Source organism: Variovorax paradoxus (genome assembly GCF_022009635.1).
Taxonomy (GTDB): domain Bacteria; phylum Pseudomonadota; class Gammaproteobacteria; order Burkholderiales; family Burkholderiaceae_C; genus Variovorax.
The window spans coordinates 4,347,766-4,369,490 of record NZ_CP091716.1; the positions used below are offsets into that span (position 1 = coordinate 4,347,766).

22 protein-coding genes are annotated in these 21,725 nt (G+C 67.4%); 11 read left to right on the plus strand and 11 right to left on the minus strand.

All coding sequences use genetic code 11. The features are described from left to right. Positions 1 to 296: 296 nt before the first annotated feature. Positions 297 to 494, plus strand: coding sequence for a GyrI-like domain-containing protein (locus tag L3V85_RS20105; protein ID WP_337250090.1), 198 nt, complete (start codon positions 297 to 299; stop codon positions 492 to 494). A 12-nt stretch (positions 495 to 506) separates the two neighbouring features. Here the strand turns inward: L3V85_RS20105 and L3V85_RS20110 are convergent, their stop codons facing one another. Beyond that, the gene (locus tag L3V85_RS20110; protein ID WP_237674489.1) at positions 507 to 824 is read right to left on the minus strand and encodes a YnfA family protein; all 318 of its coding nucleotides are present in this window, start codon (positions 822 to 824) and stop codon (positions 507 to 509) included. Positions 825 to 1,181: 357 nt separating this feature from the next. On the opposite strand from L3V85_RS20110, the gene L3V85_RS20115 reads away from it, so the two are divergent. The 5 genes from L3V85_RS20115 (at position 1,182) to L3V85_RS20135 (ending at position 6,376) form a co-directional block, all read left to right on the plus strand. Beyond that, a complete protein-coding gene (locus tag L3V85_RS20115) occupies positions 1,182 to 1,583 on the plus strand; it encodes a GreA/GreB family elongation factor (RefSeq protein ID WP_237674490.1) in 402 nt (133 codons plus the stop codon). A 197-nt stretch (positions 1,584 to 1,780) separates the two neighbouring features. Then, a complete protein-coding gene (locus tag L3V85_RS20120) occupies positions 1,781 to 2,680 on the plus strand; it encodes a CsgG/HfaB family protein (RefSeq protein WP_237674491.1) in 900 nt (299 codons plus the stop codon). Between the two features lie 147 nt (positions 2,681 to 2,827). Then, positions 2,828 to 3,805, plus strand: a complete 978-nt coding sequence (locus tag L3V85_RS20125; protein WP_237674492.1) for a hypothetical protein — start codon at positions 2,828 to 2,830, stop codon at positions 3,803 to 3,805. Further along, positions 3,802 to 4,491: a response regulator transcription factor gene (locus tag L3V85_RS20130; protein WP_237674493.1), complete on the plus strand. Its 690-nt coding sequence runs from the start codon at positions 3,802 to 3,804 to the stop codon at positions 4,489 to 4,491. The genes L3V85_RS20125 and L3V85_RS20130 overlap by 4 nt, the downstream gene beginning before the upstream one ends. Before the next feature lies 1 nt (position 4,492). Further along, a complete protein-coding gene (locus tag L3V85_RS20135; RefSeq protein WP_237674494.1) occupies positions 4,493 to 6,376 on the plus strand; it encodes a sensor histidine kinase in 1,884 nt (627 codons plus the stop codon). 6 nt (positions 6,377 to 6,382) lie between these two features. Here the strand turns inward: L3V85_RS20135 and L3V85_RS20140 are convergent, their stop codons facing one another. The 5 genes from L3V85_RS20140 to L3V85_RS20160 form a co-directional block, all read right to left on the minus strand. Continuing rightward, positions 6,383 to 6,724, minus strand: coding sequence for a hypothetical protein (locus L3V85_RS20140; protein ID WP_237674495.1), 342 nt, complete (start codon positions 6,722 to 6,724; stop codon positions 6,383 to 6,385). A 23-nt stretch (positions 6,725 to 6,747) separates the two neighbouring features. After that, positions 6,748 to 8,235, minus strand: coding sequence for a DegQ family serine endoprotease (locus L3V85_RS20145; protein WP_237674496.1), 1,488 nt, complete (start codon positions 8,233 to 8,235; stop codon positions 6,748 to 6,750). 100 nt (positions 8,236 to 8,335) lie between these two features. Continuing rightward, complete coding sequence (locus tag L3V85_RS20150) at positions 8,336 to 9,664, minus strand: ATP-binding protein (RefSeq protein ID WP_237674497.1); 1,329 nt, start codon at positions 9,662 to 9,664, stop codon at positions 8,336 to 8,338. After that, positions 9,661 to 10,320 carry a response regulator gene (locus L3V85_RS20155; protein WP_237674498.1) on the minus strand — a complete coding sequence of 220 codons (660 nt, stop codon included), beginning with the start codon at positions 10,318 to 10,320 and terminating at the stop codon, positions 9,661 to 9,663. The genes L3V85_RS20150 and L3V85_RS20155 overlap by 4 nt, the downstream gene beginning before the upstream one ends. A 63-nt stretch (positions 10,321 to 10,383) precedes the next feature. After that, positions 10,384 to 11,154, minus strand: coding sequence for an IclR family transcriptional regulator domain-containing protein (locus L3V85_RS20160; RefSeq protein WP_237674499.1), 771 nt, complete (start codon positions 11,152 to 11,154; stop codon positions 10,384 to 10,386). 141 nt (positions 11,155 to 11,295) lie between these two features. Here L3V85_RS20160 and pobA point away from each other — a divergent pair, with 141 nt between their 5' ends. Then, a complete protein-coding gene (pobA, locus tag L3V85_RS20165; RefSeq protein ID WP_237674500.1) occupies positions 11,296 to 12,477 on the plus strand; it encodes a 4-hydroxybenzoate 3-monooxygenase in 1,182 nt (393 codons plus the stop codon). On the opposite strand, the gene L3V85_RS20170 is transcribed toward pobA, so the two are convergent. The 3 genes from L3V85_RS20170 to L3V85_RS20180 are packed head-to-tail and all read right to left on the minus strand — an operon-like array spanning position 12,474 to position 16,156. Further along, positions 12,474 to 12,878: an SRPBCC family protein gene (locus L3V85_RS20170; protein WP_237674501.1), complete on the minus strand. Its 405-nt coding sequence runs from the start codon at positions 12,876 to 12,878 to the stop codon at positions 12,474 to 12,476. The genes pobA and L3V85_RS20170 overlap by 4 nt on opposite strands. A gap of 13 nt (positions 12,879 to 12,891) precedes the next feature. Next, on the minus strand, positions 12,892 to 13,791 hold the full coding sequence (locus tag L3V85_RS20175) for a helix-turn-helix domain-containing protein (RefSeq protein ID WP_237674502.1): 900 nt from the start codon (positions 13,789 to 13,791) through the stop codon (positions 12,892 to 12,894). Positions 13,792 to 13,825: 34 nt separating this feature from the next. Continuing rightward, on the minus strand, positions 13,826 to 16,156 hold the full coding sequence (locus L3V85_RS20180; RefSeq protein WP_237674503.1) for a xanthine dehydrogenase family protein molybdopterin-binding subunit: 2,331 nt from the start codon (positions 16,154 to 16,156) through the stop codon (positions 13,826 to 13,828). A 236-nt stretch (positions 16,157 to 16,392) separates the two neighbouring features. Between L3V85_RS20180 and aat the strand changes: the two genes are divergently transcribed. The 3 genes from aat to L3V85_RS20195 are packed head-to-tail and all read left to right on the plus strand — an operon-like array spanning position 16,393 to position 18,755. Continuing rightward, positions 16,393 to 17,157 (plus strand): leucyl/phenylalanyl-tRNA--protein transferase, encoded by a 765-nt coding sequence (gene aat / locus L3V85_RS20185; RefSeq protein ID WP_237674504.1) that lies wholly within the window; start codon positions 16,393 to 16,395, stop codon positions 17,155 to 17,157. After that, positions 17,154 to 17,903, plus strand: coding sequence for an arginyltransferase (locus L3V85_RS20190; RefSeq protein WP_237674505.1), 750 nt, complete (start codon positions 17,154 to 17,156; stop codon positions 17,901 to 17,903). Before aat ends, L3V85_RS20190 begins: the two co-directional genes overlap by 4 nt. A gap of 30 nt (positions 17,904 to 17,933) precedes the next feature. Then, positions 17,934 to 18,755: an IclR family transcriptional regulator gene (locus L3V85_RS20195; RefSeq protein ID WP_237674506.1), complete on the plus strand. Its 822-nt coding sequence runs from the start codon at positions 17,934 to 17,936 to the stop codon at positions 18,753 to 18,755. A 75-nt stretch (positions 18,756 to 18,830) separates the two neighbouring features. On the opposite strand, the gene L3V85_RS20200 is transcribed toward L3V85_RS20195, so the two are convergent. Further along, positions 18,831 to 19,871, minus strand: a complete 1,041-nt coding sequence (locus L3V85_RS20200) for a serine hydrolase (RefSeq protein WP_237674507.1) — start codon at positions 19,869 to 19,871, stop codon at positions 18,831 to 18,833. Here L3V85_RS20200 and L3V85_RS20205 point away from each other — a divergent pair. Continuing rightward, positions 19,855 to 20,157 (plus strand): hypothetical protein, encoded by a 303-nt coding sequence (locus tag L3V85_RS20205; protein WP_237674508.1) that lies wholly within the window; start codon positions 19,855 to 19,857, stop codon positions 20,155 to 20,157. The genes L3V85_RS20200 and L3V85_RS20205 overlap by 17 nt on opposite strands. On the opposite strand, the gene L3V85_RS20210 is transcribed toward L3V85_RS20205, so the two are convergent. After that, positions 20,154 to 21,692, minus strand: coding sequence for a 2-isopropylmalate synthase (locus tag L3V85_RS20210; protein ID WP_237674509.1), 1,539 nt, complete (start codon positions 21,690 to 21,692; stop codon positions 20,154 to 20,156). The genes L3V85_RS20205 and L3V85_RS20210 overlap by 4 nt on opposite strands. Positions 21,693 to 21,725: the final 33 nt, after the last annotated feature.

Sequence of the window (21,725 nt, forward strand, 5' to 3'; positions counted from 1 at the left end):
ATGCCGCAGGCCGGCAACGACGGCAGCACTGCGCCCACCGTTCGGATCGTCGAACGCCAGACGCAGCGGCTGCATGCGCTGCGGCACCGGGGATCGTTCGCGACCATCCCCCACACCCACCGACGGTTGCGCCTTCATGCAGGCACGCGAGTGCTGTCGGAGCACTGGGGCGCTTCATTCAGCGACCCGGAGGACACCAGCGGCTTCAGGTACTACGCCGCGACGCCTCGCCCGAGCCCTGGCCGGAAGACGACACGGATGTCGAACTGCTCGACATACCCGGCGGCCGCTATGCCGTGCATCGCCTGGCCGGCCCTTATGCGCGCATCAACGCAGCCGTGCAATCTCTCTATGCGCGATGGCTGCCCGGCAGCGGCTACGAGCCCGACGACCGGCCCACGCTGGAGCACTACCTGAATTCACCGCGCACGGTCTCTCAAGCCGACTTGCGCACCGACCTGCTGATTCCGATTCGCCACGCCAGCAAGCCGTGAGTCTTGCTCCGGCTACCGCGGCTGGAACGCGATGAGCCCCATGCCCGCGAGACACACCGCGACACCGGCCATGTCCCATCCAGTCGGCCGGATGCCGTCGACCGCCCACAACCAGATGATCGCCACGCCGATGTACACGCCGCCGTAGGCCGCATAGACACGGCCCGCCGCCGCTTCATGCAAGGTCAGCAGCCATGCGAAGGCCGCGAGACTGATCGCCGCGGGCACCAGCAGCCAGGCCGTGCGGTCCTGCTTGAGCCACAGGTAAGGCAGATAGCAGCCGATGATTTCCGCGAGAGCCGTCGCAACGAACAGAAGAAAAGTGCGCATCGCGCGATTGTGCATACCAGTGTCCGGCTCTTACCGGCAAGACACGTGAGGCCATTCGCTTGATGCGCACCACCCTGGCACCTAAACTCGACCGAATGGCCCTCCCGTCCACGTTCCGCAAGCACCCTGCACGCGCAGCCCTGCCCCAGGCAGCGGCCGGCCGTGGCGCGGGCGTCGTCGTTGCGGTGGCGATCACGACGGTCTTGCGACGCACCTCCGCACTTTCCTGAGCCCGGCGGTCCGCTACCTTCTTTCTTGTTGCGCGAACCATTGACCGCCGGGCACCACCCCGCGCGGTAGCGACTTCGCCTGCTCTTCCACGGCAACGGGCGGCGTCGCATTCAATTGGAGTGCTTCATGCCTGCAACCATTCTCGGAGAGCGCACGCTCACCGAACTCGACTTCGTCCGCCTCGGCAAACTGGCGGGCGGCGCCATTCCGCCGGCCTTGTCCGACCTGCTCGACGTGGCCGACATCCTGCCCTCGCGCGAGGTGCCCGCGGACATCGTCACGATGAACTCGCAAGTCGAGATCGAAGACCCGGCCACCCGCCAGAAGCAGAAAATCACCCTCTGCTATCCCGACGACGCCCAGCCCGGCGCGGGCTGCGTGTCGGTGCTGTCGCCTGTCGGCATCGGCCTGCTCGGACAGCGTGCCGGCGCGCTTGCGCGCTGGCACATGCCCAACGGCGCGGAAGGCGAGGCGCGCGTGGTCTCGGTGCTGTTCCAGCCCGAAGCCAACGGCAATTACCTGTCCTGAACCGGGCAAATTCATTCATCGCCCGCGCACACCCATGACTTTTGGCACTGGTGCGCCGGTCCGTCGGTCCGTATCGTCCCGCGGTCGCTGGCGCGACGAGTCGGGAGGTCACGACAGGCCATGCGGTCCCATCTTCGGTTGAGACAGGTGGCGCCTCCCCGGGCGCGCCGCTTTGTTTTCACTTGACAGATCGGGACATGGCTTTTTCCAAACTTTCTCTCGCAAGCGCACTCGCCGGCCTGCTGGCCCTTTCGGGTTGCCAGACCATGGACATGCAAATGGGCAGCCAGTCGGCCAAGACCGTGGCCACCGGCAGCGCCGCCGGCGGAGCGACCTCCGGCGAAAGCAGCCAGCTCGAGCGCTGCGACTCCCCGCTGGGCACGGTTTCGCTGATCGAGAACCAGAGCGCCGGCTGGTACACGGTGCTCACCGGCGAATACAAGCTGCCGCCCACCGCCAACCTGCTGCGCCTGCTGGTGCAGCAATCGAACTGCTTCGTCGTGGTCGAGCGCGGCGCCGCCGGCATGAACGCCATGACGCGTGAACGCGCGCTGCAGCAGTCGGGCGAAATGCGCGGCGGCAGCAACTTCGGCCGCGGCCAGATGGTGGCGTCCGATTACGGCCTGTCGCCCGAAATCGTGTTCAGCAACAGCGACGCCGGTGGCCTGGGTGGCGCGCTCGGCGGCCTGGTGGGTGGCGGCCGTGGCCGTGCCATCGCGCAGCTCGGCGCCAGCATGCAGACCAAGGAAGCCAGCGCGCTGCTGACCCTGATCGACAACCGCTCCGGCGTGCAGGTCGCGGCCGCGGAAGGCAGCGCCTCCAAGACCGACTTCGGCGGCTTCGGCAACCTGAGCGGCCTTTCCGCCGCCGGTGGCATCGGCGGCTACACGCGAACGCCCCAAGGCAAGGTGATTGCCGCCGCCTTCATGGACGCCTTCAACCAGATGGTCCGTTCGCTGCGCAACTACAAGGCGCAGACGGTGCGCGGCCAGGGCCTCGGCGGCGGTGGCCGCCTGGGCGTGGACGGCGGCGCCGCGCCGTCGCAGACCTACGTGCCGGCCGAGAAGCCGGCGCCCACGCGACGCCGCAGCAAGTAACGGGTCAGGCGCGCGCGGATTCAGGCACCGCACAACCAGCCGGCAAAAGCCGCGCCGCGCCTCCCCCGTATATAGGATGTGCAGGGGCACACCCGCCCCCTACCCTCGGCGTGATTCGAAAACAGCCTCCGAGGGTTTCTCTTCACCATGCGCATCGCCTTCACGTCCTGCATGAGCGCGTACAGCTTCCCCGACCAACCCGTGTGGGACCAGATTGCACAGGCTCAATGCAACGAGCTGGTGCTGCTGGGCGACTCGGCCTACTACGACGCCGACGGACTGAGCACCGCCGAAGTGCAGGCCATGGACGCCAACACCTTCGCCCTGCATGCGCATGAGCGTCTCTACAAGCAGGTCAGCCACCCCGGCTTCTCCGCGCTCGTGAAGACCCCCACGCTGCGCACGCACGCCATCTGGGACGACCACGACTTTCTCTGGAACGGCTCATGCGGCGCGCAGGTCGAAGGACAGCCGCAGTACAGCCACCTGCTGCCGCCGACGCGCGCGGTGTTCGCGCGCTATCGCAAGGCACTGGCCGCCAGGTTCGCGCCCGGCAGCTTTCCACAGGTACCGCCGCCGTGGGCTGCCAACGTGCCGCCGCCCGGCTACAGCAACGTGCCGCTTGCCGAAAACGTGCTGCTTCACCTCACCGACGGCCGCAGCTTCAAGTCGACGCGCGGCCGCAAGGCGCTGATGGGCAGCAAGCAACTCGACGCCTTCGAGGCGGCCTGCATAGACGCCTCGTCCGACACGGTTCACCTTCTGGCCTCGGGGGTCGTGTTCGAAGCCAACAGCGGCGAAACCTGGCTCGACTGCGCCGCGGAGCACGACCGACTGCTGGCACTGGCGGACGAATACCGCATCCTCATCCTGAGCGGCGACGTCCACCACAACAAGATCACTCAGTACCCTACCGAGCGCGGACGGTTGCTGTTCGAGGCCACAGCGTCCGGCGCGGCAATATGCCCGTTGGTCACGCTGGGCGCGCTGCAATGCAACTGGGGCCTTCTCGACATCGACACCGACCGCATCACCGTGCAAGTTTTCCAGAAGGGCCCGACCCCGAATCCGCAAACCATCGATCGACAGAACTGGCGCTGGGTGACGCAGCAGGCAGGCGCATGACGCCGGCAACGCAGGTTGCCCTGGTCGAAGACGACACCGGCATGCGCCAGCGCATCGCGCGCGTGGTCGACGCGGATCCGTTGCTGAGCCTGGCCTTCAGCGCCTCCAATGCCACCGACATCCTGGCCTGGCTGAACGAGAACCCGGTCGACGTGCTGCTGGTGGACCTGGGCCTGCCCGACCGCCCCGGGCTGCAGGTGATCAGCCAGTGCCGCACCATGCAGCCGGCCTGCGCGGTGATGGTGCTGTCGATCTTCGGCGACGAGGCCAACATGGTCCAGGCCTTCGAGGCCGGCGCCAGCGGCTACCTGCTGAAGGACGGCACCGAGACAGAGCTGGCCACCCACATCCGCCACCTGCGAGCGGGCGGCTCGCCCATGTCGCCGGTGATCGCGCGGCAGCTGCTGCGCCGCTGGCAGGCCCGTGCCGGCACCGCGGCGCCCGCCAAGCCGGCCGCATCGTCGCCCTTCGGCGGCGGCAGCATTCGCCCGGAGCGCCTGTCGCCGCGCGAGTTCGAGGTGCTCGACCTCGTCTCTCGTGGTTTCACCTATGTCGAAGTGGGCACGCAAATGGGAGTCTCGGCCTCGACAGTCCAAACCCATATCCGCAATATCTACGGCAAGCTGGATGTGCACAACAAATCGGAAGCGGTGTTCGAGGCCCGCAACCTCGGCTGGCTTCCCTAGCGTGATTCCCGGGGGGGTGCGCCGCTGGCTGCTGGCGGCGCTGTGGCTGCCGCTGCTCGCGGCAATGGCGCTCCACGCGCATGCCTCCGGCGCCGAGGTACCCGAAACTCCCGGCGTGCTCGACGTGAGTTCCGCCGAAGCCACCCTCGAGCCCGACGGCCTGCCGACGCAGGTGCGCCGCGTCCCCTTGCCCTTTCGCTGGGACCATGAATTTCCCGGCCTCGGCGGCAAGGCCAGCTACCGCATCGAGCTTCCCGCCTCCGCGGTGCCGGCGAACGCCCCGTCGGCGCTGCTGATGTCCGGCGTTGGCAACCAGGTGGCCGTGTCTTTCAACGATGCATTGGTGGCCAGCTACGGCACGTTGGGCGACCCGGGCTACGAGGCCTCCAAGGGCAACCACCTGGTGCATGTCGCGGCCGCGCTGCACCGGGAGGGCCAGCCGCAGGTGCTGGTGGTGCGCACCACCATCCAGCGGCAGCGCGGTGCCGGGCTGGCCAGCGTTCAGTACGGCACCGAGGCCTCGCTCGCGCCCATCTACCGCGCACAGCAGAACTGGCGCAACACCTCGGCCATCGTCTATGCGGTCAGCCTGCTGCTGATGGGCGGCATGGCGGGCGGGCTGTGGCTGCGCCAGCGCGATGCGCTCTACGGCTGCTTCGCGCTCGCCGCGCTCTCGGGCGTGGCGCGCAACCTCGACCGGGTGTGGCCCGAAGTGCCCGTGCCCTGGCCGCTGTGGGGCGCAGTGGTCGCGGTCTGCTATGCCTGCCACATCGGATTCATCGCGCGCTTCGTGCTGCTGGTGCTGGAGCGCAACCCGCCTTGGCTGGTGCGGTCGATCTACGCCGCGCTGGCCACCACCGTCATGCTGGCCTGCGCCTCTTTCGCCTTCGCGCTGCCGAAGCTGTGGACCAGCGGCCTCGTGATCCTGCAGGTGACGAGCATCGTCTGCCTGCCCTATGTGGTTTACGGCGCGCTGGTGGGGCGCCGCCGCATCGCGAAGGTGCTGATGGCGGCGGGCTCGCTCGCCATATTGGCCGGCGCGCACGACCTGCTGCTGGTGCGCATGGGCCTGTTCGGCGGCGCCGAGTACACGCTGACCGCGCATGCCATGTTCATCTTCGTGATGATCCTGGCCGGACTGGTGGTAGAGCGCTACAGCCGCACCGTGGCCGACTACAGGGCGCTCAACGCCAACCTCGCGGCCCGCATCGACGAGCGCGAGGCGCAGTTGCGCGGCGCTTTCGACACAATGCGCCAGCAGCAGCAGGAGCAGGCCGTGCTGCTGGAGCGCCAGCGCATCATGCGGGAGATCCACGACGGGGTCGGCTCGCAACTGGTGGGCCTGCTCAATGTCGTGACGCAGCCCGCGCCCGACCGCAACGTGGTCGAGGAGCACGTGAAGCTCGCGCTCGACGAGATGCGCATGGCCGTCGACTCGCTGCAACCCACCTACGACGACCTGCCGACCGTTCTGGCCACGTTGCGCTACCGCTTGCAGCCGCGCCTGGATGCGGCCGGCATCGAGCTGGTGTGGGACGTGGCCGTGATACCGGCCACCGCGCCCTTTGCCGCTCAGGCGGCCCTGCAGTTGCAGCGCATCCTGCTCGAAGCCTTCACCAACGTGCTCAAGCATGCGTCGGCCACGCGCATCGTGATGCACGCGAGTTGGCACGGCGAAGAGACGCCGCCGCTGGTGCGCATCATGCTCACCGACAACGGCCGGGGCCTGCCTGCCGCGCCCGACGGCAGCCGCCCGCCGGGGCACGGCATAGCCAACATGCGGGCGCGCGCCCAGTCGATCGGCGCCAAGTTGCGGATAGAAACCGCCGACGAACACGCCGGGGGAACGCGGGTGCTGATGGACTGGCCCTGCACCCTGGCCTGAACCGCGTCAGCGCAACGCGAAGGCCAGGGTAACGGCCCCGAGCGCCAGCAGCGCGAGGCCGGCGATGAACACTCCCTCGCCCCAGCTCTCCAGCCGCGCGCCGGAGCGGCGCGAACGCATCGATATGAAAGACAGCAACGCGCTGGTCAGGAAGACCAGCGCGTCCACGGCCAGCAGGCGGTCGATGAGCAGCCGCATGTCGTCGCGCGGTCCGAGATGCCCGATCGACATCACGGTCATGCACACGCCGATCATGGTGGCCGACGTGGGCAGGATGTGCGCCGACAGGCCGCCGCCCGTCGCGCGCCCCTCGCCCGCTTCTCGCGGCGGCTCTGCGGGCGGCGTCATCCGGCCGTCGCCTTCAGGGCCGGTCAGCCGATGCGAACCGGCACGAAGATCTTGTCTTCGCCGCGCTGGATCAAGAGCGCCACCGACTTGTTGGTGGCCTTGGCCACCACCTCGCGCACCTGCTCCACGCTCTGCGCCGGCGTGCCGTTGATGGCCAGCAGCACGTCGCCCGCCTGCACGCCCGCCAGGGCCGAGGGGCCTGCGGCGTCTTCGATCAGCAGGCCGTTGTCGACCGAGGCTTCGCGCTTTTCCTGCGGCTGCAGCGGACGCAGCGCCAGCCCCAGCTTGCCCTGCCCCACGTCGGCATCGGCCTTGGCGACCTTCGCCGGCTTGTCGCTCGCGTCGCCGAGCTTGGCCTGCAGTTCCTGGCGTTCGCCCTGGCGCCACACCTCGAGCGTGACCTGCTTGCCCGGGGCCTGCTGGCCGATCACCGCGGGCAGGTCGCCCGAGGAAATGATCGGCTGGCCGTTGACCTTGCGGATCACGTCGCCGGCCTTCAGGCCGGCCTTGTCGCCGGGGCCGCCCTTCTCGATGTTCGAGACCAGCGCGCCTTCGGGCTTGTCGAGCTTGAACGAATCGGCAAAGGCCTGGTTCACTTCCTGCACCGCCACGCCGAGCCGGCCGTGCGTGGCCTTGCCGGTCGCGACGATCTGGTCCTTCACCTGGATCGCCACGTCGATGGGAATGGCGAACGACAGGCCCTGGTAGCCGCCGCTGCGGCTGTATATCTGCGAGTTGATGCCGACCACCTCGCCGCGCGTGTTGAGCAGCGGGCCGCCGGAGTTGCCGGGGTTCACCGCCACGTCGGTCTGGATGAACGGCACGTAGCTGTCGTCGGGCAGCGAGCGGCCCTTGGCGCTCACCACGCCGGCCGTCACCGTGTTCTCGAAGCCGAAGGGCGAGCCGATGGCCAGCACCCATTCGCCGACCTTCAGGTCCTTGGTGTTGCCCAGTGCGAGCACCGGCAGGTTCTTGGCGTCGATCTTCAGCACCGCGATGTCGGTCTTGGCGTCGGCGCCCAGCACCTTGGCGCGGAACTCGCGGCGGTCGGTCAGCTTGACGGTGACTTCCTTCGCGTCCTTCACCACGTGGGCGTTGGTGATGATGATGCCGCTGGGGTCGACGATGAAGCCCGAACCCTGCGCGCGCACCGGCACGTCGCGTTGCTGCTGCTGGCCGCGCGGGTTCATCTGGCCCTGGAAGCGGCGGAAGAACTGGAACATCGGGTCATCGGGGTCGATGCCCTGGATCTCGGCCGCGGCCTCGTCGTCCGACGCCTTCATGGTGCCGGTCACGCTGATGTTGACCACGGCCGGGCCATCGCGCGAGGTGATGGTCGAGAAGTCGGGCAGCGTGACCATGGCCGCGGGCGCCGTGGCGACTGCGTTGGTGGTGGCCGGCGCGCCCACGGCGCGAGCGCTGGTGTAGGCACCGGCACCGACGGCACCGATCACACCCGCGGTCGCCAAGGCAATCACCAGGGCGCGGGGCGAAGTCAGACGGGAGTTCATTTGTCGGTTCCTTTCAAGGCGTATGCACGCAACACGATGAAAGGAATGTCGCCGCACTGACTTAAGCGCCGCTTAAACGACGCCCCACCCGAAAAAGGGCTCAGGCGTGGGCCGGAAAGCGCACCAGCACCCGCAGGCCGCCCAGGCTCGGCGAGGCGTCGAGCGCCACGGTCGCGCCGTGCAACTCGGCAATCGATTTGACGATGGCCAGGCCCAGCCCGCTGCCGGGCGCCTGGGTTTCGCCCGAGCGGTAGAAGCGGTCGAGCACGCGTTCGCGCTCGGCCTCGGGCAGCCCGGGGCCGCTGTCGTCGACGCTGAGTTCGACCGCGTCGTCGCGCCTGGCGATGGCGATGTCGACCCGGCCTTCGACGGGTGTGTACTTCACGGCGTTTTCCAGCAGGTTGCGCAGCAGCATGCGCAGCGCCTCGGACTGGCCGCTGACGACGGCAGCATCGGCATGGGTGATGCCGATGTCGATGCCCCGCGCCTGCGCCGCGGCCACCGCGTCGGACACCGCGAGCCGCGCCACCTCGGAAAGATCGACCGGCTCGGGCGTGGCGCCGGACGCCATGCTGGCCTCGTGGCGGGCCAGCGCAAGCATCTGCTCGACGAGGCGCGTGGCACGGTCGATGCCCGCCACCAGCCGGCTCACGGCCAGGTCGCGCGACGCGCCGTCGGGGGCGCGCTGCAGCCCCTGCACCTGCAGCTTCAACGCGGCCAGCGGCGAGCGCAGTTCATGCGCGGCATCGGCGACGAAGTGCTTCTGCGCATCGAAGGCATGCCGCACCCGGCCGAACAGCAGGTTCAGTTCCTGCACGAGCGGGCGCACTTCTTCCGGCAGGTCTTCCTCGCTCACCGGCGACAGGTCGTCTGCCTGACGCGACGCCACCTGTTTGCGCACCCGCGCCACCGGCGCGAGCGAGCGGCTCACCACCCACCACACGACCAGCATCAGCAGCGGTGCCATCAGCGCCACCGGCGCGATGGTCCGCAATGCGAGCGAGCCGGCCATGTGCCGCCGCGCGGCCATGTCCTGCGCCACCTGGATCACCAGCCCGCGCGTCTGCATCGAGAACACGCGGTACGTGGTGCCGCGCGCATGCACGTCGGCAAAGCCCAGCACCGCGAGCTGCGGCAGCGCCGCCTCTTCGGCGGATTCGAAAATGCGCACGCCGTCGGCGGTCCACACCTGCACGACGAAATCGAAGTTCTGCTCGCCCGTGCCGATACCGCCGACCGCGGCGCTCGGCGGCAGGCCGGCACGCAGCGACAGCGCCATCTGCTGCATGTGGTAGTCGAAGATGTCGTCGGCTTCGGCAAGCACCGTGCGGTACGCCACCAGCGCCTGCGCGCTGGCCGCCAGCACGATGGCCGCCAGCAGGAACCACAACAGCCGCGCGCGCAGGGAACCGGTCAGCCTGCGCCTCATACCTTCGGCACCATGTAGCCGACGCCGCGCACGTTGCGGATCAGCTCGGCACCGAGCTTCTTGCGCAGGCCGTGCACGTACACCTCCACCGCGTTGCTGCTGATCTCGTCCTTCCAGCTGTAGAGCTTTTCCTCGAGCTGGGCGCGCGACAGCACCATGCCGGGCCGTGCGAGCAGCGGCTCCAGAACGGCCCATTCGCGGGCCGACAGCACCACCGGCTGGCCGGCCACCGAGACCTCGCGCGTGGCCGGGTTGATGCTCACGCCCATGTGCTCGTACACCGGCTCGGCACGGCCCGCCGCGCGACGCAGCAAGGCGCGGATGCGGGCCAGGAGTTCTTCGAGGTCGTAGGGCTTGAGCACGTAGTCGTCAGCGCCGGCGTCGAGCCCTTCTATGCGCTGCTGCACCGAGTCGCGCGCGGTGGCGATGAGCACCGGCATGCGCTGCTTGCGCGCGCGCAGGTTGCGCAGCACTTCGAGCCCGTCGCGTCGCGGCACGCCCAGGTCGAGCATCACCAGGTCGTACTGCTGGGTGCGCAGCGCCGACTCCGCGGCTTCGCCGTCTTTCACCCAATCCACCGCGTACTGCTCGGCACGCAACAGGTCGAGCACGGCTTCGCCGATCATCACATCGTCTTCTAGGAGGAGGAGTCGCATGGTTGTGTCCGTTTCGGGGATTCGAGGCTTGGGCCTTCGCTAAAGTTCAGATCGAAGGACGCGTCAGAGCAACGAACGCACTTCCCGCGCGGCTTCGAACAATAGCGGCAGCATGTCGCGCTGCAGGGCCTCTTCCTGGTAGCGCGTGCCCGACAGCACCACGTTCAACGCCGCCACCGTGTGGCCCTGCATGTCGCGCAGCGGCACCGCCAGCGCCTGCACACCCAGCTCGTGTTCCTCGCTGGCAAAACAATAGTCGTCCTTGCGGGCGCGGGCAACCAGCTGGCGCAGGCCGCGCGCCTGGGTCACGGTCTGGGGCGTGAGGCGCGCCAGATGACGACCCTTGAGCCATTGCGTGAACACGGTCGGCGCCATCGCAGCCAGCAGCACGCGGCCGGTCGAGGTGGCATGGGCCGGCAGCCGTGCGCCCAGGTGCAGGCCGTAGGCCAGCACGCGCGTCGGCGTGCCGTAATTGCCGCTGCGCGCGACGATGACCACCTCTTCGCCGTCGAGCACCACCGCCGAGAAAGACTCGCCCGTCTGCGCCGCCAGCCGGTTCAGCGTGGGCTGCAGGGCGCGCGGCAGGCGCGACGACGCGAGATAGCTGCCGGAGAAGCGCAGCACCTTCGGCGCCATCCAGAAATAGCTGCCGTCGGTTTCCAGGTAGCCCAGGTGTGCCAGCGTCAGCAGATGGCGGCGAGCCGCGGCGCGCGTGAGGCCGGCGCGCTCTGCGGCCAGCGTGGCGTTGAGCCGCTGGCGCTCCGTGTCGAAGCTCTCGAGCACCGCCATTCCCTTGGCGATGCCCTCGATGAAGTCGGCTCTGGCGATGGTCATTCGTCGTCGGTTCGTCGTTTGCTCGAAGTGTTGCGCGATCATCGCGCACGCGTTCGCATGATCGCACAGAGCATCGCGCGCCGCCGCCACAGAGGGGCGGCCGCGCCCTACGCTCCGTGAAACCCTCTCGGAGACACGAACATGCGCACCCAGGTCGCGATCATCGGCGCCGGCCCCGCCGGACTTCTGCTCGGTCAGCTTCTGCACAAGGCAGGCATCGACAACGTCATCGTCGAACGCCAGAGCGGCGACTACGTGCTCGGGCGCATCCGCGCCGGCGTGCTCGAACAGGTCACCATGGACCTGCTGGCACGCGCCGGCGTCGACGCGCGGGCCAAGGCCGAAGGCCTGCCGCACGAAGGCATCGAGCTGCTCTTCAAGGGCGCGCGCCATCGCATCGACATGCACGGCTTCACGGGCGGCAAGCAGGTCACGGTGTACGGCCAGACCGAAGTGACGCGCGACCTGATGGAAGCGCGCGAGGCCGAAGGCCTGACCACCGTCTACAGCGCGGCCAACGTCAGCCTGCACGACTTCGATTCGAGCAAGCCGCGCGTGCGCTACGAAAAGGACGGCCAGACGCACGAGATCGAGTGCGACTTCATCGCCGGCTGCGACGGCTACCATGGCGTGAGCCGCGCGAGCGTGCCGGCCGATGCGATCCAGACCTACGAAAAGATCTACCCCTTCGGCTGGCTCGGCGTGCTGGCCGACGTGCCGCCGGTGTCGCACGAACTCATCTACGCGAACACCGAGCGCGGCTTCGCGCTGTGCAGCATGCGCAGCGCCACGCGCAGCCGCTACTACGTGCAGGTGCCGACCGAGGAGCGCGTGGAAAACTGGAGCGACGAGGCCTTCTGGAACGAACTGCGCGCACGCCTGGACCCCGAGGCGCGCGAGCGGCTGGTGACCGGCCCGTCGATCGAGAAAAGCATCGCGCCGCTGCGCAGCTTCGTCGCCGAGCCGATGCGTTTCGGCTCGCTGTTCCTGGCGGGCGACGCGGCGCACATCGTGCCGCCGACCGGTGCCAAGGGGCTGAATCTCGCGACCGCCGACGTGGGCTATCTCTCGCGTGCGCTGGAAATCTTCTATCGCGAGAAATCGGCTTCTGCACTCGACCGTTATTCGAACCTGTGCCTGCGCCGCGTGTGGAAGGCCGAGCGCTTCTCGTGGTGGTTCACTTCGCTGATGCACCGCTTTCCGGAAACAGGCGCCTTCGGCCAGAAGATCCAGGAGGCGGAACTCGACTACCTCGTGCATTCGCACGCGGCCTCCACCTCGCTGGCCGAGAACTACGTCGGCCTGCCGCTCGAAGACTTCTAGGCGGCCTGCGCTTCGAGCGCCGCCTTCATCGCGGCGGCGCCTTGCGCCATCATCGGCTCGATGTACGCGGCCATCGCATCGGGCAGCACGTCGGTGATCCAGACGAAGCGAGAGCGCCCTGGGCCTTCCGCGAACACCTGCGCCGATGCGTGGTGATGGCTGGCCTTGCCACCGGCGACGGTGTAGGCCAGCCGCCGATGCGCTTCATCGATGCCGACGAGCACCTCGCGCGCCACGAGGCCGTTGGCGAAGGTGAGCACGCGGGCGCCTTCGGCGTCGATCGTGCAACCCGCGAGAAAGCCCGGCGCGAGCCGCACGTGCACCGCCTTGAAGTCGCGCAACGCATCCCAGACCTGGGCGGCGTCCGCTTCGACGATGAATTCCTTGCAGATGGTGGCCATGTTCTGCCTCGCTTCAGAGTGATGCGACCCGGCCCGATGGCTGGATCAGGCGTTCATCATCGAGAAGCGCCGCGATGCGGTCTTGGAAAATCTTGCGATCTCCCCGCGCCGCCTTGCGAAAGCCGCTGGGCGACACGCCAGCCGCGCGGTGGAAGGTGCGCACGAAATTGCTGAGATCGGCAAAGCCCACGTCGAGCGAGATCTCGGTCACGGGGCGGGCGTCGTCCTCGGCCAACAGGCGTGCGGCACGGCGAAGGCGCGAGCGCACGAGGTACTGATGCGGCGTGACGCCCAGCACCTGCGAGAACAGGCGCAGGAAGTGGAAGGAACTCAGCCCAGCCTCGGCCGCCGCGCCGTCGAGGTCGATGTCATGCGGCGAATTGGCGTCGATCCACATGGCTGCATCGACCGCCCGGCGACGGTCTCGCGCCGCCGCGGTGGACGGCGGCACCGACTTCCGGCGGCCGGACACGACTTCGACGAAGCGGCTCGCGAACCACATGCCGAGTTCGTCCAGGCCCGCGTCGCCCTGCCCTTCGGCTGCGGCCTGGGCGAGTTCGCCGATCACCACCAGTTGGGCCAGTGGCGGCAGGCCGCCGACGCGCCAGGTCTTCGAGTCACCGCCGATCAGGTCGACGAAACCGGGGGACAGATGAAACGCGAGGCACTCGTCGCCGCACACGTGGTTGTCGTGCGTGCAGACGTACTCGTCCCCGGGGCGCCCGACCAGCACCGAGCCGGTCACCAGTTCGTAGGCATGGCCGCGCGTGCGGTAGCCGAAGCTGCCCTTGCGCACGTAAGAGACCGAGTAGCCCTCGTGCAGTTCGGTGAAGGGCCGTGCCTCGGGCCCCGCGTCGCAGCGGTAGCTGGAGACGCTGATCGCATCGGTCTTTGCTTCAGTGGTGACAAGCACGGCAGGCGCCTTTCTGCCCCACGAAAACGATTGCTCAATCGACCGTCTGCATCGCCTGCCAGACACGCGCCGGACTCAGCGGCATGTGCAGCCGAGGCGCGCGGGTGGCGAGCCCGTTGCGCGCGAAGGCGTCGGCCACTGCGTTCACGATGGCCGGCGTGGCGCCGATGGTGCCCAGTTCGCCCACGCCCTTCACGCCCAGCGGGTTGTTCTTGCAAGGCGTGGATTCGTCCATTTCCATGTTGAACATGGTGTCGACGATGTCGGCGCGCGGCGCTGCGTAGTCCATCAGGCTGCCGGTAACGGGCTGGCCGGTTTCGTGGTCGTACACCACCTGCTCGTAGAGCGCCTGCCCGATGCCCTGCACCGCGCCGCCCTCGAGCTGGCCGCGCACGATCATCGGATTGATGACGCGGCCCACGTCGTTGACCGAGCTGTAGGCCACCACGCTGATTTCGCCGGTGGGCGGATCGATCTCGATCTCGCAGATGTGGCAGCCGTTGGGCCAGGTCGGGCCGGCCACGGTGCTGGTGGAGTCGACGAAGATTTCGCGGTCCGGCTGCTTGCCGGCGAGCGTGAACAGGTCGAGCTCCAGGTCGGTGCCGGCCACCATGAAGACGCCGCGCGTGTAGGTGATGTCGTCGACGGCCGCCTCGAACTCCTGCGCCGCGAGTTCGCGCGCCTTGTCGATGGTGCGTTCCGCGCCGATGCGCACGGCCGATCCGCCGGTGAAGAGCGAACGCGAACCGGCGCTCCCGAAGCCGTCGCCGCGATCGGTGTCGCCGAGCACCACGCGCACCTTGTCGATGGGCACGCCGAAGGCGTCCACGGCCAGTTGCGCGAGCGAGGTGGCAATTCCCTGCCCCATCGCGTTGACGGCCGAGAACACCTCGATCACGCCCTCGGCCTGCACCGAGACGGTCACGCGCTCCTCGAACACGTTGCCGCCGGTCCATTCGAGGAAGGTTGCAATGCCCAGGCCGCGGTGCTTGCCCTGGCTGGCGGACGCGGCGGCGCGGCCCTCGAAGCCCTGCCAGTCGGCCAGCATCAGCGCCTGGTCCATCACCGACTCGAAGTTGCCGGTGTCGTAGGTCTGTGCCATCGGGTTCTTGTACGGCATCTGCTCGGGGCGGATGAAGTTGCGCCGGCGTAGCGCGATGCGGTCGATGCCGGTCTGGCGCGCGGCCTCGTCCATCAGCCGCTCGATGGTGAAGATGGCCTCAGGGCGGCCCGCGCCGCGGTAGGCGCCGGTGGGCGCGGTGTTGGTGAGCACCGCCTTGAAATGGAAGTCGATGGTCTGGATGTCGTAGACGCTGGTCTGCACCCAGGGGCCGATGAGCAGCTGGATGGCCACGCCGGTGCCGGTGGCATAGGCGCCCACGTTGGCGAGCGTCTTGATGCGCAACGCCAGGATCTTGCCGTTGGCATCCAGCGCCATCTCGGCGCGGGCCTCTATGTCGCGGCCGTGCGCGCTCGACAGGAATTCTTCGCTGCGGTCGGCCACCCATTTCACCGGGCGATGGACCTGCAGCGCGGCAAACGCCACCGCGATGTCTTCAGGGTAGGCGCCGGTTTTCATGCCGAAGCCGCCGCCCACGTCGCCCACGACCACGCGCACCTTTTCCTTGGGCAGGCCGATGGCCGCGCACAGCGAATCGCGAACGCCGGAGGGCATCTGCGTGCTCATGCGGATCGTGAGGCGGCCGGTTTCGTTGTCTTGCGCCGCGAGCACGGAACGCGGCTCGATGGTGAGCGCGACCACGCGCTGGTTGTTCACATCGAGCGCCACCACATGGCTGGCCTTGGCAAAGGCGGCGGTGGCAGCCTCGCTGCTGCCGTGGCGCATTTCGGCGGCGACGTTGCCGGAAGCCTCTTCGCACAACTGCGGCGCGCCTTCGGCGGTGGCGCTGGCCAGGTCGACCACCATCGGCAGGTCTTCGTAGTCGACCATGATGGCTTCGCAGGCGTCGCGCGCCTGCTGCACGGTGTCGGCCACCACGAGCGCCACGGCCTCGCCGACGAAGCGGGTGCGTTCATGCGCCATTGCGTGGCGCGGCGGGCTGGCGCTGTCGCTGCCGTCCGCGCGCTTGAAGCCGGCGGCGCCGGGCATCGGCTTGACGCCGGCCTGCGCCATGTCGGCCCCGGTGATCACGCACAGCACGCCGGGCATGGCGGCCGCGGCGCTGGTGTCCATGGCGCGGATGCGCGCGTGGGGATAGGAAGACCGCAGGAAGACAAGGTGCGCCTGGTCTGGCAACGTGACGTCGTCGGTGTAGCGTCCGGCGCCGGCCAACAGGCTTTCGTCCTCGAGTCTGCGCACCGCTTGGCCGCTGCCGAAGCGTGTGGGATTGGGTTCAGTGGTCAACGTGGTCCTCTTGTGCTGATCCCGGCGCGAAACAGATGCCAGCCGGATCCGCCGCGGGTACCTGGGAGTACGGCGGCGAATTCAAGCTGTGCACTATATAGTCTTCGACGGGTCTTGTGGGTGTGTCGTGCCAGCGGTCGCTACGCCCAGGCCGCTGCCTGCTGGGCAGACCTGGGGCGTACGCAATTTTCCCTCAACTGGATTCAGTTTTCGATAAGCCGTGTATACCTACGAACATGCAACAACTGCCTTGGCTTGAACCCGGAGACGCGCTGCCCGATCCCGCATCGGCATGGGGCATTGCCGACCCGGTGCCCGGCCTGCTCGCGGCCGGAGGGGCTCTGGATGTCGATACTTTGATGCAGGCCTATGGCAACTGCGTCTTTCCGTGGTTCAGCGAAGACCAGCCGATCCTCTGGTGGAGCCCCGATCCGCGCATGGTGCTCCAGGTGGCCGACTTCAGGCTGCACCGCTCGCTGAGGAAAACCCTGGCGCGCTTCGCGGACACGCCGGGCTGCGAGGTGCGCATCGACCATGACTTCGGGGCCGTCATCGAGGCCTGCTCGCGCTCGCCGCGCACGGGCCAGTCGGGCACCTGGATCGTTCCGGACATGGTGCGGGCCTATACGGATTTGCACCGCGCCGGCCATGCCCACAGCGTCGAGACCTGGATCGACGGCAAGCTGGCGGGCGGCCTCTACTGCGTGGCGCTGGGCCGTGCGGTTTTCGGCGAATCGATGTTCACCCGCCGGCCCGACGCCTCGAAGATCGCGCTGGCGGCGCTGGTGTCGCTTTGCAGGCGCTTCGGCGTGCAAATGATCGATTGCCAGCAGAACACGGCCCACCTTGCGAGCCTGGGCGCCCGCGAAATGCCGCGCAGGCGCTTCGTCGCCCATGTGGCCCACGCGCGGCGGGAGGACGGGCCACAGTGGCGTTTCGACCCCGTATACTGGACCGAAATCCTTTCCGCGCGACCTCCTTCTTTCGATGTGACGACGTGACGCACCTCAAGGACCTTCCGCTTCACACCCTGCAGTTCTACGCGACGGCGCCCTATCCTTGCAGTTACCTGCCGGATCGCCAGGCCCGCTCGCAGGTGGCCACGCCCAGCCACCTGATCCACAACGACGCCTACTCCGACCTGGTGCTCAGCGGCTTCCGGCGCAGCGGCATGTTCACCTATCGGCCCTACTGCGACGGCTGCCGCGCGTGCATTCCGCTGCGGGTGCTGGCGAACAGCTTCCACCCCACGCGCAGCCAGCGACGCGCGGTGAAGCAGCATGCCGACCTCCAGGCGCGGGTGCTCAAGCTCTGTTTCGTGCCCGAGCACTACCAGCTCTACCTTCGCTACCAGAACGGCCGCCATGCGGGCGGCGGCATGGACCACGACAGCATCGACCAGTACACCCAGTTCCTCCTGCAGAGCCGGGTCAACTCGCGGCTGGTGGAGTTCCGCGAAACGCTGCCCGACGGCAGCGCCGGTGCGCTCAAGATGGTGTCGATCCTCGACGTGCTGAACGACGGCATTTCCGCCGTTTACACCTTCTATGAGCCCGACACCAGCGCCGGCTACGGCACCTACAGCGTGCTCTGGCAGATCGAGCAGGCGCGCAAGCTGGGCCTGCCGCACGTCTACCTGGGCTACTGGATCGAGCACAGCCCGAAGATGAACTACAAGGCGCGCTTTTCCCCGCACGAAGTACTGGTGGATGGCCGCTGGCAAGCGCCTGGCGATTTCACAAGGTAAAATGGCGCTCGGTCATCACCGCTAAGCGCCATGAGAAAAAACCAATCAGACATTCCCGCCGTTCCCGTGATCCAGGTGATCGAGCGCATGTTCGCGCTGATCGATGTCCTGGCATCGCGCGAAGAGGCGATTTCGCTGAAGGAGATCAGCGAAAAGACCGGTCTTCACCCGTCGACCACGCACCGCATCCTCAACGACCTGGCGGTCGGCCGCTTCGTCGACCGGCCCGAGGCGGGCAGCTACCGCCTCGGCATGCGCCTGCTGGAGCTGGGCAACCTGGTCAAGGGCCGGCTCAACGTGCGCGACGCCGCGCTGGGGCCCATGCGCGAGCTGCACAAGCTCACGCAGCAGCCGGTCAACCTGAGCATGCGCCAGGGCGATGAGATCGTGTACATCGAGCGCTCGTACAGCGAGCGCTCGGGCATGCAGGTGGTGCGCGCCATCGGCGGCCGCGCCGCCCTGCACCTCACCTCGACCGGCAAGCTGTTCCTGGCCGCGGACGATCCGCAGCGGGTGCGCAGCTACGCCACCCGCACCGGGCTGGCCGGGCACACGCGCAACAGCATCACCCAACTGCCCGCGCTCGAGCGCGAGCTGTCGAAAGCGCGCCAGTACGGCATCGCACGTGACAACGAAGAGCTGGAATTGGGCGTGCGCTGCATGGCAGCAGGCATCTACGACGACCAGGGCAAGCTGGTGGCGGGCCTGTCCATTTCCGCTCCGGCCGATCGGCTGGACGAAGGCTGGCTGCCCAAGCTTCAGGCCACGGCCAATGAAATCTCGGGCGCCCTGGGGTTCAAGGACGGGGTGGCGGCGACACCGGCGAACGGCGCCCCTTCTGTCGGCGCCTGATCCAAGGCGAAGCCCGAAAAGCAAACAGGCCCTGCGAAGGGCCTGTTTTCATTGGAGCGGCAAGGTTGCCCGGTATCAGCCAGCGACCTGGTAGCCCACATTGCGCGAAGAAGCCGCAGGCGTACCAGAGATCGAGTGCGTGGCCTCGACCCAGCGGCGAACGCGCTCGGCATCGGCGATACGGCTGAACTTGCCGGCCGAATCCAGGAACACCATGATCAGCTTGCGGCCGGCCACCTTGGCCTGCATCACGAGGCATTGACCGGCTTCGGAGATGTAGCCCGTCTTCTGCACGCCGATTTCCCAATCCGGGCTCTTCACGAGGCGGTTGGTGGTGTTGAACTGCAGCATCCGGTTGCCCACTTCGACCTGGTATTCAGGCGAAGTCGACAGCGAGCGCACCGTGGCATCGGAATAGGCAGCGTTGACCAGCAGCGCCAGGTCTTGCGCGCTCGACTGGTTGCGGCTCGACAGGCCAGTGGGCTCGACGTAGCGCGTGTCCTTCATGCCGAGCATCTTGGCCTTGGCGTTCATGATGCTCACGAAAGTCGACAGGCCACCAGGATAGGTACGGCCCAGCGCGTGCGCCGCGCGGTTTTCGCTCGACATCAGCGCCAGGTGCAGCAGTTCACCGCGCGACAGCGTCGTACCGACCGTCAGGCGCGAGCTGCTGCGCTTTTCGGTATCGACATCATCCTGAGTGATGGTGATGAGCTCTTCATTCGGCAGATGCGCCTCGCTGATAAGCAGGCCAGTCATCAGCTTGGTGAGCGAGGCGATCGGCAGCACGGCGTGGTCGTTCTTGCTGAACAGCACTTCGTGGGTGTCCTGGTCGATCACCAGTGCGACGCTCGACTTCAGGTCGAGCGAGTCTTCGGTGCCGTGCAGGCCGGCCATCTGGCCGAAGGACTGGCGCGCCGGTTGTTCAACACGAACCACCGAGCGGCGCTGGACGGCCACCACGGTCTTGCCGTTCTTCTTGTGGATGGTGGCAACCACGTTGCGGCCACCACGAACGACCTTTTCTACTTTTTCGTTCTTCTCGGCCCGGCCGCGGCTGGCGACGGCGCCGCGAGCCGTCTTGGACGACGCGGTGCGCTTGACCTCGACCGGCACAACGCCCTTCTTGGCGGCAGCGGTCTTGGAGGCGGCGGGCTTTTCTTTTTTAGCGGCCTGGGCGCCAGGCAGCAAAAACGCCGTGGCGCAGAACGCAACGGCGATGAACTTGAGTGCGGGTAGAAACCGCTGGCTGGAAACTCGGCGGAGACGGGCTTCAGGCATTAATAAATCTCCAGCGGCGACAAACGAGGACCGCAGTGTATCGAAATCAAAAAAGGCACGCAATATCAGTTACTTGCATCCTCTTCTTCAATCGAATACCAAGGATCGCCTGAAAACCTAACCTTGTGCCGCAACTCTCTCAGCTTGGCTCTGTAACTTGTTGAGCGCACTCAAATAAGCCTTTGCCGAAGCAACCACGATGTCCGGGTCTGCACCCACACCGTTCACCACCCGCCCTGCGTTTTGTAACCGGACTGTAACTTCCCCCTGGCTTTCCGTCGAGCCACTGATGGCGTTTACAGAGTAAAGAACCATCTCGGCACCACTCTTGACGTGGGACTCGATCGCCTTCAGGGAAGCATCAACCGGGCCATTTCCATCGGACTCCCCGGTCACTTCCTTGCCCTGGACGGTGAAAACGACCTTGGCCTGGGGGCGCTCGCCGGTTTCGCTGTGCTGGGAGAGAGAAACGAAAGCAAACCGCTCACCAACGTTCGACACCTCCTCCGCGCTGACGAGCGCGAGGATGTCTTCGTCGAAAATTTCGGATTTACGGTCGGCCAGCTCCTTGAAGCGCAGGAAGGCGGCGTTGATCTCGCCTTCGCTGTCCATGGCCACCCCCAACTCCTGCAGGCGCTGCTTGAAGGCATTGCGGCCGCTGAGCTTGCCCAGCACGATCTTGTTGGCGGCCCAGCCCACGTCTTCGGCACGCATGATTTCGTAGGTGTCGCGGGCCTTGAGCACGCCATCCTGGTGAATGCCCGAGGCATGCGCAAAGGCATTGGCGCCCACCACCGCCTTGTTGGGCTGCACCACGAAGCCGGTGGTCTGGCTCACCATGCGGCTCGCAGCCACGATGTGCTGGGTGTCGATGCGCAGATCGAGCCCGAAATAGTCCTTGCGGGTCTTGACCGCCATGACCACTTCCTCGAGCGAGCAGTTGCCCGCGCGCTCGCCCAGCCCGTTGATGGTGCATTCAACCTGGCGCGCGCCGCCGATCTTCACGCCGGCCAGCGAGTTGGCCACGGCCATGCCGAGGTCGTTGTGGCAATGCACCGACCAGATGGCCTTGTCGCTGTTGGGCACGCGCTCGCGCAGCATCTTGATGAAGTTGCCGTAGAGCTCGGGAATCGCGTAGCCGACGGTGTCGGGCACGTTGATGGTGGTGGCGCCCTCGGCGATGACGGTCTCGAGCACGCGGCACAGGAAGTCCGGGTCGCTGCGGTAGCCGTCTTCGGGGCTGAATTCGACGTCGCCGATCTGGTTGCGGGCGAAGCGCACGGCCAGCCTGGCCTGCTCGTGCACCTCGTCGGGAGTCATGCGCAGCTTCTTTTCCATGTGAAGCGGCGAAGTCGCGATGAAAGTGTGGATGCGCCCGCGGGCCGCGCCCTTGAGGGCCTCGGCGGCGCGTGCGATGTCGCGGTCATTGGCGCGCGAGAGGCCGCACACCGTCGAATCCTTGATTGCATTGGCAATCGCTTTCACCGCCTCGAAATCGCCGTTCGAGCTGGCGGGAAAGCCGGCCTCGATGACGTCGACCTTCAGCCGCTCCAGCAGCTTGGCAATGCGCATCTTCTCGTCGCGCGTCATCGAGGCGCCCGGCGATTGCTCGCCGTCGCGCAAGGTGGTGTCGAAAATTATGAGTTGCTCGGTCATCGTGGTTCTCCTTTGGTCGTTCCCACCTGCCGA

Bases quoted from the DNA above. Each gene is read 5' to 3' on its own strand.
- L3V85_RS20110 (WP_237674489.1), bottom strand. From the start codon at position 824: ATGCGCACTTTTCTTCTGTTCGTTGCGACGGCTCTCGCGGAAATCATC.
- L3V85_RS20160 (WP_237674499.1), bottom strand. From the start codon at position 11,154: ATGACCATCGCCAGAGCCGACTTCATCGAGGGCATCGCCAAGGGAATG.
- pobA (WP_237674500.1), top strand. From the start codon at position 11,296: ATGCGCACCCAGGTCGCGATCATCGGCGCCGGCCCCGCCGGACTTCTG.
- L3V85_RS20120 (WP_237674491.1), top strand. From the start codon at position 1,781: ATGGCTTTTTCCAAACTTTCTCTCGCAAGCGCACTCGCCGGCCTGCTG.
- L3V85_RS20210 (WP_237674509.1), bottom strand. From the start codon at position 21,692: ATGACCGAGCAACTCATAATTTTCGACACCACCTTGCGCGACGGCGAG.
- aat (WP_237674504.1), top strand. From the start codon at position 16,393: ATGCAACAACTGCCTTGGCTTGAACCCGGAGACGCGCTGCCCGATCCC.
- L3V85_RS20130 (WP_237674493.1), top strand. From the start codon at position 3,802: ATGACGCCGGCAACGCAGGTTGCCCTGGTCGAAGACGACACCGGCATG.
- L3V85_RS20150 (WP_237674497.1), bottom strand. From the start codon at position 9,664: ATGAGGCGCAGGCTGACCGGTTCCCTGCGCGCGCGGCTGTTGTGGTTC.
- L3V85_RS20125 (WP_237674492.1), top strand. From the start codon at position 2,828: ATGCGCATCGCCTTCACGTCCTGCATGAGCGCGTACAGCTTCCCCGAC.
- L3V85_RS20145 (WP_237674496.1), bottom strand. From the start codon at position 8,235: ATGAACTCCCGTCTGACTTCGCCCCGCGCCCTGGTGATTGCCTTGGCG.
- L3V85_RS20195 (WP_237674506.1), top strand. From the start codon at position 17,934: ATGAGAAAAAACCAATCAGACATTCCCGCCGTTCCCGTGATCCAGGTG.
- L3V85_RS20115 (WP_237674490.1), top strand. From the start codon at position 1,182: ATGCCTGCAACCATTCTCGGAGAGCGCACGCTCACCGAACTCGACTTC.
- L3V85_RS20170 (WP_237674501.1), bottom strand. From the start codon at position 12,878: ATGGCCACCATCTGCAAGGAATTCATCGTCGAAGCGGACGCCGCCCAG.
- L3V85_RS20155 (WP_237674498.1), bottom strand. From the start codon at position 10,320: ATGCGACTCCTCCTCCTAGAAGACGATGTGATGATCGGCGAAGCCGTG.
- L3V85_RS20140 (WP_237674495.1), bottom strand. From the start codon at position 6,724: ATGACGCCGCCCGCAGAGCCGCCGCGAGAAGCGGGCGAGGGGCGCGCG.